Below are 12041 nucleotides of genomic sequence, written 5' to 3' on the forward strand. Positions count from 1 at the left end.
TAGGAGTTAGGAGTTAGGAGTTAGGAGTTAGGAGTTAGGAGTTAGGAGTTAGGAGTTAGGAGTTAGGAGTTAGGAGTTAGGAGTTAGGAGTTAGGATTTAGGAGTTAGGAGTTAGGAGTTAGGAGTTAGGAGTTAGGAGTTAGGAGTTAGGAGTTAGGAGTTAGGAGTTAGGAGCGATGCCCTGAGCAGTTCGACAAGCTCACTGTAACACCTGCCGTTCGCGCAGCGTCTCGTAGAGAAGGGTTTGGAGTTTGGAGCGATGCCCTGAGCAGTTCGACAAGCTCACTGTAACACCTGCCGTTCGCGCAGCGTCTCGTAGAGAAGGGTTTGGGGTTTGGAGTTTGGAGTTAAGAATTATGATCAACTAAGGTCAACAACAAACGGCTAACTACTCGATTATCTGGTAATTGATAGAAATTCAACTCTCCTCCTAGTTCTTGCATAAGGTTTTGGCAGATTAGCAAATGTAAACCTGGCGGTTGGTCGAGTTTGGAAGGAGCAAGCACATCTTTGGGTGTATTATTATGTAGTTCTGTGAGTAGCTGTGGTTCGATCGCACCGTTGTATGTAATCGATAGTTCTAGAGATTTCTGATGTTCAGCCCCTCGACTTGCAGAAAAATGCTTTGCATTTGAGGATTTTGACGCATCTAAACGGCGACACCAAATATCAATTCTGCCGCCATTTTTAGAACTATTACAGGCATTAATCAATAATTCATGGATAACTAACTCAATTTTGACAATATCACCAGCGTAGGCGTAGCCCGTCGGAGACATCGCCATTGCAGATTGAGCGTTGGAGGTAGGAATACCTCTGGCGAGTGAAGAATTATTTGGGGATTGTTCCTCAATTTGTTGACCCAAACCATGTACACCAATCCACAGCTTTTGATGTTTAAGTAAATTTTCAATGCGTTCGAGCGATCGCTTCAGTAAACTGGCTATGGGCATAGTTTCCCAACTTATATGTAGCTGCCATTGCTCAAGTTTTAGCATTCCACTCATGGAGGCGGCTGTATGGTCTAATTGCCGCAGCAATAACTCGTACCGCATCTGAGTTAGTTCATTAGCAGGAATACCCAAATCATGTATTTGTTTCAGAGATAGTGCCGTTATTCTTTGAATTTCCTCTAAGCGGCGATGTTTGTACCAGTTGAGTTGTCGTAAATCTTCTGTTGTAGATTCTAAAAGTCGGGTAATTTGCTTTTCACGACGCCACCAGGCTAATTGAGAAATCAGAGTTGCGATCGCACTGAGGTTTTGTTCTGACCATTGACGCTCTTGATAGTCTGCTAACAACACTACACCCGTAATTTCATAATCAGCATTGGTACGTAATGCCATCACCAAAATTTGACCTTTGTCTGGAGTATTCAACCATTTTCGAGTTTTGGAAGGTAAATTATCTACGTTCAAAGTCAGGTAACTCTCTGTGGCAAGCGCCCACTGAATTAGTGCCTCAGCCTGAATAGAAATAGATGCATCGGAAAAAATTCCAAATAGGCTATTGTTAACCACTCCAGGGATAATTTCTGCCCAACTTTCACCAGGCGACCAGGATAGTAATACCGCTAAAGGACAACCCAGAATCGATGCTATTTGTTCGAGTGCTGTACGTTCTAAATGTTTTTTTCCTGCCTCGATTTTGCTATTTTGGGATTGTGTCAGGATGCGTAGGCATTGCTCAAATGCCTGGGAAGTTTTTTGCTGCTGGGTGGTGCGGTTATGTAATTCCCACTGGCGAATAATTACACCAATCTGTTGACTAACGGCCCAGAGTAAGTCTTTTTCGAGAGTTGTCCAAGAACGATGGTTTTCGTGAGTGATGACCAAAATTGCTGGCGGTATATCACTGTGAGTGCATTTACAAATAAGTAGCGATCGCACTCCATTTTCTAACAAAAACGGACGCCAATTAAAAAAGCGTAAATCTTCGTCTAAGTTCTCAATTTCCACCGCTTGAGTTGAACGTTGCAAAAGCTGCTCATCTAATTCTTTGAGAGTATTAAGGGCAAATGTCAACGGTCGGCGATTATAGGGCTGACTTTGGTAAATAAATTGATAATTATTCTGTTCAGGATCATACTGCAACAGCAGAAAGCGGGTGGCAGCTAGTCGAGCTAAAACTCTTTTAGCACAGTTGTCTAAAGTTTCCTGAAGGTCATGTTCGCTATAGATACCTTGGGCAACTTGTCCAGTCAGTTGGGCATCCTCTTGAATCTGTTTGATAGTGTTTTCCATGCTTTCGCTAGGTGCAACTAGGGAAATTAAGCCAGCAGCACCTTGGACAAAATTTTTGTCTGCCTCCGTCCAGATTCGAGGTTGATTGCTTTCCACCGCCAGAAAACCGAGCAAGTTCTTTTGCCAGATAATCGGAGATGCCAAGAGCGATCGCACCTTCAGCCGTTGCAGTAATTTTGCTGTAAAATGACTTTTTAAAGAACTGCGGGCATCACCAATTGAGACAATTTGGTTAACTGTCAAAGCATAATAAAAGTCACTCAACTCCTGCACCGTCATTCCCGCCGCTTGCTGACTGCTAGAATTGTGATCGATTTTCACCAGCTGATTGCTCATCCGACACCAAAAATAGCGCCCTTCCCGCTCAAACCAGTAAACATTTGTCCGGCTGGGCGAGACAAATTTATGAGTTGCTTGTACCGCAGCTTCAAGTCTTTGATTAAGGTTACTAAGGCTGCGTAAATTTTCTAGCAATTCTAGTAATGGCTCATCGGTTCGCTTGGTTTGCTTTTGCTGCAAATCCATCTCATTTTGATAAAGCACTGCCCCCAATTCGCCTAAAACCATCATCAAACGTGCTTTTGCTTCCCCTGTCAGGAGGTAGCCCCAGCGTTCTGAACCGAGTAACAACACACCCAAGCAACGGTCTTTATAGCGAATTGGTAAAATAATCGTTCCTTGGATGTGGGATTTTTCAGCAATTTTTCGCCATTCGGGGGCGCGGATTTCAGTTTGCAAATCAGCTATGCCCAAAGGATGCTGTTCAATCACCACTTGCTCTAATAAATCCCCAGGACTGAGAACAACCCTTTGGCGTAAAAAGCTCGTGTCACTATCGGGTGTGATGCCCCCTTTGCCGAATAATATGTGATTCAGGCGATCGTAAAGAGCAATCCAAATCAGTTTGTAGTCAAACTGTTCTTTAAGATAAGAAATAGTGGTTTCAATCAGAACGTCAACATCATCTTCTTCTCTGAGACTCTGGAGGACGCGCCCCAATGAGAGGATTTGCTGTTCGGCGGCTATAGGTTTTTGCGGCTGCCCCATCTGATTTATTGGTTAACATAACTTGTAATATATAAGATGCCCAGAAAAGTACCTTGAGTAATATTGCCACGGGTGTTTAATATTGAACCTGGACAGCTTAATAGAGGGTTATGTACCCAGAAGTACCTACAGCAAAACAAAACTTTGAATTTTTCTTAGTTTGCGTCAGATTAAGTAATGTAATGCTGCCCATTAATGCAGTCAGACTAGATGAGAGAACCAACCAAATCTATGTCTTGGCTGGCGAGGAAATAGAAGTGCTGATTTACCCAAACGGTAAAGTGAGGTTTTTATGACCGATATCAATCTTGCCGCAATGAGCAGAGAGCAATTGAGAGACTACGTAAAAAACCATCCACAAGACCAGGTTGCATTCCAAGCATACATGGATAGACTACAAGATGAACCTGGCATTGAGATCACTTCAATGGATCAATTTGAGCAGTTAGTCCGCGAGAAAATTAGACAATCCCAAGCGGATTGATCTCTGACTTTTCACGGAATCTGGAAAACCTCTCTCTAAATCTCTCTCCTACAAGGAGAGAGACTTTGAATTTTCCCCCTTCCCGTGTCGGGAAGGGAACAGGGGGTTAGGTCTTTCATCTGCTTTTCCACATGATCTGAATTGTCAGGTAGGCAAGGGAGTTGGGTTTTGATGGACTTTTCACGTTATGTGGAAAAGTCAGAGTAATCTGCGCTAGATCGAAAAATAAAAGCTAATGGATATTTATAAATTTGCCATTCGTCCGCTTTTGTTCAATGTGGTAAAAGCCGATTCAGAGTGGTTACACCAGCAGACGATTCGCAGTTTTAGCTGGCTGTCGCAAACCCCTACCAGTTGGGTAAACCAACGCTTACAAAAATCCTTACGTCTGTACGATTCCCGCTTAGAACAAAATTTGTTTGGGCTAAACTTTCCAAATCCCGTAGGTTTAGCAGCTGGCTTCGACAAGGATGGAGTCGCTGCTAACATTTGGTCTAACCTGGGTTTTGGCTTTGCAGAATTAGGAACTGTAACTTTTCACCCACAGCCAGGAAATCCGCCTCCTCGTTTGTTTCGCTTGCCGTTGGATAAAGCTGCTCTCAATCGGATGGGCTTTAATAATCGCGGTGCAGCAGCAATGGCGGCACGTTTGACACAGGAAAAGCAGAAGTTAACCCCGTCAATACCCATAGGGATAAATTTGGGTAAATCTAAGGTAACTCCTCTAGAAGCAGCCGCACAGGATTATCTCGATAGTTTTCGCTTACTTAAAGATTTGGGAGATTATTTTGTTGTTAATGTCTCTTCCCCAAATACACCGGGGTTGCGATCGCTCCAAGATGCCTCTATGCTCAGTGCTATCTTGAATTTATTGCAACAAGAAAATACTGCACAAAAACCTATTTTTGTCAAGATAGCGCCAGATTTGGATTGGGTTGCGATCGCTGACATTATTTCTTTGGCTAAAACCTACCAACTGGCAGGAATTATCGCTACTAATACCACCATCAGCCGTGATGGACTGAAAACCCAGGTAATTGACCAAACAGGCAAATCACCCCAGGATGAAGCGGGCGGAATTAGCGGTGAACCATTGCGCGATCGCTCCACTGAGGTAATTCGTTTTATTTGGCAGCAAACCCAAGGACAAATCCCGATTATTGGCGTTGGTGGCATCTTTTCTGCCGAAGATGCTTGGGAGAAAATTACTGCTGGTGCTAGCCTAATCCAGGTTTATACAGGCTGGATTTACGAAGGCCCACTGATGGTACGCCAGATTCTAGCAGGTTTGCTTGTCCTACTAGAACAAAACGGCTTAAATTCCATCAACGAAGCTGTAGGTTTAGAATTCAAAAATTCTAATTATGAATTATGAATTATGAATTATGAATTATTTAACCTCTTCTTCCACCGGGAAAAACTCCTTAGTTTTTTCCGAGTATGACCAGGCAATACCATCAGGGTCTTTGCTGCGACTCCACTCAGAAAATTCTGGATCGTTTCGTCGTTTATAAACCGTGCTGGAATAGACATTTAGCCGTTTGGCAAGTTCAGATTGGATCAGAGAGCCAAAAATTAATTGTTTTTCCAGCGATCGTTTAGTTTCTTCATGGCTTGGCTGTGGTGGTGATTCGGTTTCTCGTTCCTCCTGTGGGGTTGGTGGTGGTGCTAGGAGCGAATCGCGCAGTTTTAGTAACTGGTTGAGTAGGAAGTTCTTTAACAGGCTCACTACTATCAAGAATATTACCGAGAATGCTGGCAGTTATAAAGTAATAAGATTGCCCCGCATCTTCGGAGTTCACTATACTAGCGCCAAATTCCGAAGCTTTACTATCCAAGTAGCGTTTTGCCGTTGTTCCAGGAAAATTGCCCCTCATTGCCAAGTCCATTGGCGTAAGTCTGCCTTGATTTTCCCGAACTAACTGATGAAAAATTGGGTTAACTCGATGAGTCCACTGTTGCCATTGATATTCCTGCCAAAGCTTGAAGCCAATTACCAGCACAATTAGCGCCAGTAAAAATCTCCAAGTGGTAACTAGGAAAATAATCAAGAACGAGATGGGCAAAAGTAGAACGAGAAAAGCCTTGCCGTTATCTTCTATGGGTTTCTCACTCATGCCGATTTTTGCCAAGTGAATTTTGAGAAATAATACTATCTATATTGGCAAAAATTAGGACACTTTTTTGTATCTTTTGGCAAAGTTGCCGGCAAAACCTTTCCTTGGTGAGTGTTATAACCTTTTGAATCTGCAACTTATCTAAGATTGGTCTGCGATGCCTACGGCGGTAAAGTACGCACAAAAGTTTTTACCCAGAGAAAAAGAAGGTTTTTAACTCAACTAACAACTCTATAAATTTAAATAGTCAGTCCCTTGACAACAGATAATACATATACTACATTAATAATACAAGTCAACTTTCATCAGGAGTTAACCTGCGCCAGTAGCGGATAGCTCAAATGACAGAGCGCCCACCTTGCCCGGAAAGGCCGACGTATCAAGGGTTATCGTATATAACTTAAACACCCTCGATCAAACTTCTGGAGGTGTAGGTAAAAATCCTACTTCGCTACAGCAAATTCAGTGCTGAGTCACAAATTTTAAATGTTTAACTCATAACTTTATATGTGGTGGGTAGCTCAGTGGATAGAGCGCCTAAATATCCTTATTCATACCTTGCCTGAAAAGGCCGACGAATCGAGGGTTATCGCCTGCCAAGCGGGAGGTCGCGGGTTCAATTCCCGCTCCACTACACCAATTGAGTACTGAATCCTGAGTAGAAACTCAAGAGTGAGAAGTTTTAAATATTTAACTCTTAACTCTTAACTCCTAACTCTTAACTCCTAACTTTATATGTGGCGGGTAGCTCAGAGGTAGAGCGCTAAACATCCTTTTTCATACCTTGCCTGCAAAGGCCGACGAATTAGGGTTATCGAATAGGGTTCGAGAGGTCGCGGGTTCAAATCCCGCTCCGCTACACCAAAATAATTTTAGATTTTAGATTCAATCCAAAATCTAAAATCGCTCGACTGAGCGTAGCCGAAGTCCAAAATCCAAAATTTTCATGTGGCAGATAGCTCAGTTGGTAGAGCGCCGAAAAACATCCTTGTTCACACCTTGCCTGAAAAGGCCGACGAATTAGGGTTATCGCCTCTTAAGCCGGATGTCGCAGGTTCGATTCCTGCTCTGCCACCTTTCATTTTTGCCCGCAAGGGCCGGGAGATGAAACGATGAATTACAATTTTTTCACTAAAAAGAAAACAACTACATCTCAAAATCAACCTATCCCCGGACGAGAAGCAGAAATGGTTCAGGGACGTTCCGGTGGTTGGATGTTCAATGCTGGCATTTGGAAAATGCTGCGCCGTTGTCTTTTAGTTGGCACAGCAAAAAGCACTTACTACGCTGGTAAACAGGAATTAACTGAGGATTTTGTAACAGTTGTCAGAAAAGCTGTTGCCGAAAATCCCAGCCGTGTAGCGGAAGAAATTTTGTATGCTAGCGATGGACGCGCCATCAATAACAGTGCTACTATATTAGCTTTGGTACTGCTATCGATGGGTGAAGCACCAGAAGCAAAACAGGCATTTGGTGAAATCTTCCCGCAAATTGTCCGCACTGGTAGCCACTTCTACGAATGGTTGAACTACACCAAATCTCTGCGGGGATTTGGCAAAGTAGTACGGGAAGCTGGTAAAACTTGGCTCTCAAGGGAAGATGTCAAGGGTTTAGCTTATCAACTGTTGAAATATCAACAGCGTCAAGGCTTCTCGAATCGAGATGCGTTGCGGTTGTTCCATGTTAAACCGCCTACAGAAAATCACCGTCAACTATTTGAGTGGGTAGTTAGAGGCTGGGAAGAATTGCCAGCAGACATCCCCTCAGAGGCATTGGCGCAGATTTGGTGGTATGAGTGGCTCAAGCGGAATCCCACCCAAACCCATGAAGCTATTTCCCAAGGACGCTTAACTCACGAAATGGCTGCACCAGTGGGCAAAATGGACAAGCTTGCTTGGCAACTGCTATTTCAGGAAATGCCAATAGGTGCAATGTTACGTAACTTGGGTTCTTTAACTGAATTGGGTGTGTTACGAACTGATGAAAACGCTAATTTGCTCCAAGTAGAAGCAGTTCTTAATCGCAGAGAACATCTGCGTAAAGGTCGCATTCATCCGATTGATGTTTTGAAAGCACTCAAAACCTATCAATCTGGTGGAACATTAGGACGCAGTAAGAAAACTTGGAACCCAGTTCCTCGGATTGTAGACATATTAGAAAAGGCGGTTGAACTGTCTTTTGATGTTGTGCAACCCACAGGTAAAGTATTCATGCACGCCGTAGACGTTTCTGGTTCTATGGGTAACTCGGTTGCAGATATGGGACTGACTTGTTGTGAAATTGCCACCACAATGGCACTGGTGACAGCAAAAGCAGAGAAAAACTACATGATTCGCGGCTTTGCTACCGAATTCCGTGAATTGGGTATTACCGCCAAAGATAGTTTTAGTTCTGCGGTTCGCAAAGCTAGCAATCAAAACTTCGGTGGAACTGATGCATCCGTAGCTTATGACTGGATGATTAAGAATAAGTTTAAAGCAGATGTAGTCTGCTTTTGGACTGACTCGGAAAGCTGGGCTGGATATAAGCATCCAAGTCAAGCGCTGAAGGAGTACCGCAAAAAGGTAAATCCTAACGTCAAGGCGGTGTATGTCACCTTGACACCTTACCAAATTACTTTGGTAGATCCTGAAGATTCGCTATCTTGGGATTTGGCAGGGTTCGACCCAGGTACGCCTCGGATCATCCAGATGCTAGCTACGGGTGAATTGTAGATATTGCTGAAGGGTAAAGGATGAAACACTTTATCCTTCATACGTCATGGCGGGTTATCCTTGTTCGCAACTTGCCTTTCGGGGCCGAAGAATTTAAGGTTATCGGTTACGTCTCCACCATTGTGGGGATTAGCGGGTTCAATCCCCGCACCCGCCTTTGTTTGATTTTTACCTGACGCAAAGAAGAAGGCGATTTAATTTAGGACTTACGCGAACTCTACGATTCTTGGCGTTCTTGGCGTCTTGGCGGTTCGATAAATTAAGCTTTTTAGCACTTTTTGCGTAAGTCCTATAATTTTCGTAATTAGTAGGTTGGGTTGAGGAACGAAACCCAAGATTACCCATGACAACACTCGATGTTAATGTTGGGTTCTCAGAGGGTGTTTGAAAAGACCTATCTTAGGTATCAAAAGTTTTAGATCCCCCTAAATCCCCCTTAAAGAAGGGGGACTTTGACTCCGGTTCCCCCCTTTTTTAAGGGGGTTAGGGGGGATCTAGCAGTGCCTAAAATCACAGCCAACCACTTTTCAAACAACCTCTCACACGGTAAGCACAACCTACAACATTTAGCTGCATTAGCCGAAGCGATTCCAATATTTTATAGACAATCAACAATAGCACGCAATAATTAAAATACTGCTTCTAATCTATTTTTATTCAATATGACTCAATTATCAAAAAGAAGCCGAAATCGGGGATGGATAAAATCTAACGTCACGCCTGAAGAAACAAATCTCCGTCAAGCACAACGTCAAGAACTGGGTGCTAGGTGTCGTACTATTTTTGAGTGCCTTCGTCCCCAACTCATCGACAACCATTACAACTGGTTTATCGCTATTGATGCAGAAAGCGAAAACTACGTGATTGACGCGAAACTAGAAGGTTTGCTACAGCAAATTCGCGCGCGATATACTAATCCAGATGCGAAACTTACTATCTTTCGCCTTAACGAAATTGGAGCCTGCGGCACGATATGATTGCGGGCAAGTTTGGTAACAATGGAGAATTGTTCTTTGAAATACAATTGGTTGTAGCTAATGGAGAGCAATTTGAAGTTGAAGCAATACTTGATACAGGTTTTACATCTGGGTGGCTGGCGATTAATTCTCAAGACTTGGAAGCTATTGAGTGGCAGATAGTTATACCTAAGATTGAAATGCAAACTGCCAGAGGATTAGAGTATTTTGATTTATATGAAGGAAAAGTCATTGTTGCTGGCAAAGAATTTATCATTCCTGTTCATGTAGGAGAAGAACTACCTGATATTTTGCTTGGTTCACTGTGGTTAGATATTATGCAGTTGGTTGTGAATAAACCAAAAGGAATTTTGACATTAGAAGTAGTGAAAGCAGATTAGTCAGTAGCTAAACAAAATTAATTACACAAAATTAAGCTATGAAACCCTTATCTACACTATAATCTCATGTGTAAATAATTCTGTGCGATTACTTAGTAATTCGTATATATGCTTTGGATCAAAAGTGCGATCGCATACCCCCCCAAAGCGATCGCACTTCTACCTCTTGTAGAATAGACAAAATGCTTCTTTGGCAACATAATGTAATATAACTTAGTAAAAATCGAGCGATGCCCTTCGACAGGCTCAGGGTAAGACCTACGGTGGGCTGTTCGGTGTCGCTGTTCCTTTTGGATCTAATTATGATTAATGCGGCAACCTGCTACATATCAACCTGTTATTATCCGAAATTGTCCACCCAAAGGCAGTAGATCAATCAAGTTTTGTGTGAATAACTGAAATAGCTCTGCTTTCCAAACAGTGAAAAAGGAACAGATTTTTATGACATTTGATTACGATTTGTTTGTCATTGGTGCTGGGCCTGGGGGATTGGCAGCAGCTAAAAAAGCAGCTAGTTACGGTGTACGTGTCGCTGTTGCTGAACAAGAATCCGTCGGTGGGACTTGTGTAAATCGCGGCTGCGTTCCGAAAAAACTGATTGTCTACGCAGCCGACTTTGCCCTGCAAAATCAAATAGCGCACAGTTATGGGTGGAGTGACTGTCAAACATACTTTGACTGGACATTATTTATTAAGTCAGTACATCAGCATATTCACAAGATTAATCAGTCGTATTTTCAGCAATTGGAAAAAGCTGGAATTGAATTAATTTCTCAACATGTCACTTTCATCGATACCCATACTATCAATATTGATGGACGCAAAGTTACAGCCGACAAAATTTTAATTGCTGTGGGAGGGCAACCACTCAAGCCCAAAATCCCAGGTATAGAATACGCTATCACATCCCGCGAGATGTTTCAGCTACCCTATCTGCCAAAACGTTTAGCAATTATTGGCGGCGGCTACATTGGCGTAGAATTTTCTAGCATGATGCACGCTTTCGGCTGCGAAGTGACGGTGATTGAAAAAGACGAGATGATTTTATCGGGGTTTGATGATGACATTTGCTCTGCTGTACAACAGGGTTTGATTAAACGCGGAATTAAGATATTCACCAACAGCACCGTTGATGAAATCAAATTCTCAGAAGAAGGTTTCTTGCTGACTATTACTGGTGAGAGCCAAGAAATAATTACAGCAGATAGCATCTTAGTTGCCACAGGTTACGTTCCAAATACCAAGAATCTTGGTTTAGAAAATGCCCATGTTGAACTTGGCGAAGATGGTGCCATCAAAGTAGATGAATACAGCCGCACCAACCAAGAAAACATTTTTGCTGTGGGTGATTGCACCAGTCGTATGCAATTGACTCCAGTGGCTAAGGCAGAAGCTATTGCCTTTGCCGATACAATTTTTGGCAACAAGGCGCAAAAACTAAATTATGATTATGTGCCCACTGCTGTTTTTTGCCGTCCAGAAGCGGCTAGTGTGGGGATGACGGAGGTAAAAGCACGGGAAAAATTTGGTGAATCTGTACAATGCTACCGCACCCAGTTCCAACCACTGTTGTATCAGCTAATCGAACAGGATGAGCCAACCACTATAAAGTTAGTGTTAAATGGTGATTCTGGGCAAGTTTTGGGCGCTCACATGGTGGGTGAACATGCAGCAGATATCATTCAAAGTCTAGGTGTGGCAATTCGCAAGGGCATTACCAAGGAAGATTTGGATGAAACTATAGGCATTCATCCCACGACAGGAGAAGAATTGTTGTCGTTAATTTAAAATTATAGAAAATATGCCGAAAACCCTTGAGGAACAGCAACGTAGTTGCGTCCAAAGTACTTCAGGCAAGGGATGAAGGCTAGTTGAGTCCTTCAGGACTCAGCCATGTTAAAATACTCAAATCAGTACAAGATTTAAAAACCTACCCCCGGACTGGGGGGAAGTCTACGCCCGAAAAACCTTGAGGAGATATCACTACGCACCTTGTGTGCTAACGTGGTGAGCCTGGGAACCTGTGCAAACAGGATATTAAGGCTGAAAAGTCTTAAGAATCTCCGTCTCTTTAGAGTG

The 12041-nt window shown here is 43.0% G+C and carries 8 protein-coding genes, 3 tRNA genes and 1 pseudogene; 10 read left to right on the plus strand and 2 right to left on the minus strand.

The features are described 5' to 3' along the window. Window positions 1–347 precede the first annotated feature (347 nt). Window positions 348–3290, minus strand: coding sequence for a sensor histidine kinase (locus D1367_RS23120; protein ID WP_118168512.1), 2943 nt, complete (start codon window positions 3288–3290; stop codon window positions 348–350). 110 nt (window positions 3291–3400) lie between these two features. Between D1367_RS23120 and D1367_RS23125 the strand changes: the two genes are divergently transcribed. The 3 genes from D1367_RS23125 (at window position 3401) to D1367_RS23135 (ending at window position 5149) form a co-directional block, all read left to right on the plus strand. Beyond that, entirely contained in the window at window positions 3401–3586 is a 186-nt protein-coding gene (locus D1367_RS23125; RefSeq protein WP_118168514.1) for a DUF6888 family protein, read from the plus strand. Then, the gene (locus D1367_RS23130) at window positions 3583–3774 is read left to right on the plus strand and encodes a DUF6887 family protein (protein WP_118168517.1); all 192 of its coding nucleotides are present in this window, start codon (window positions 3583–3585) and stop codon (window positions 3772–3774) included. The genes D1367_RS23125 and D1367_RS23130 overlap by 4 nt, the downstream gene beginning before the upstream one ends. Before the next feature lie 235 nt (window positions 3775–4009). Then, complete coding sequence (locus D1367_RS23135) at window positions 4010–5149, plus strand: quinone-dependent dihydroorotate dehydrogenase (protein WP_118168519.1); 1140 nt, start codon at window positions 4010–4012, stop codon at window positions 5147–5149. A 15-nt stretch (window positions 5150–5164) separates the two neighbouring features. Here the strand turns inward: D1367_RS23135 and D1367_RS23140 are convergent. Further along, window positions 5165–5891: pseudogene (locus tag D1367_RS23140) on the minus strand (hypothetical protein). Window positions 5892–6400: 509 nt separating this feature from the next. Between D1367_RS23140 and D1367_RS31170 the strand changes: the two are divergent. From D1367_RS31170 to gorA, 7 genes are all read left to right on the plus strand, one after another. Further along, window positions 6401–6530 (plus strand) — tRNA-OTHER (locus tag D1367_RS31170). Window positions 6531–6628: 98 nt separating this feature from the next. Continuing rightward, window positions 6629–6755, plus strand: a tRNA-OTHER gene (locus D1367_RS31175). Between the two features lie 85 nt (window positions 6756–6840). Next, a tRNA-OTHER gene (locus tag D1367_RS31180) sits at window positions 6841–6966 on the plus strand. A gap of 37 nt (window positions 6967–7003) precedes the next feature. Beyond that, window positions 7004–8605 carry a TROVE domain-containing protein gene (locus D1367_RS23145; protein ID WP_118168521.1) on the plus strand — a complete coding sequence of 534 codons (1602 nt, stop codon included), beginning with the start codon at window positions 7004–7006 and terminating at the stop codon, window positions 8603–8605. A 662-nt stretch (window positions 8606–9267) separates the two neighbouring features. Beyond that, entirely contained in the window at window positions 9268–9582 is a 315-nt protein-coding gene (locus tag D1367_RS23150) for a hypothetical protein (RefSeq protein ID WP_118168523.1), read from the plus strand. Further along, on the plus strand, window positions 9579–9962 hold the full coding sequence (locus tag D1367_RS23155) for an aspartyl protease (protein ID WP_118168525.1): 384 nt from the start codon (window positions 9579–9581) through the stop codon (window positions 9960–9962). Before D1367_RS23150 ends, D1367_RS23155 begins: the two co-directional genes overlap by 4 nt. 441 nt (window positions 9963–10403) lie before the next feature. Beyond that, window positions 10404–11750: a glutathione-disulfide reductase gene (gorA, locus tag D1367_RS23160; RefSeq protein ID WP_118168528.1), complete on the plus strand. Its 1347-nt coding sequence runs from the start codon at window positions 10404–10406 to the stop codon at window positions 11748–11750. Window positions 11751–12041 lie beyond the last annotated feature (291 nt).

This window comes from Nostoc sphaeroides (assembly GCF_003443655.1).
Taxonomy (GTDB): Bacteria; Cyanobacteriota; Cyanobacteriia; order Cyanobacteriales; family Nostocaceae; genus Nostoc; species Nostoc sphaeroides.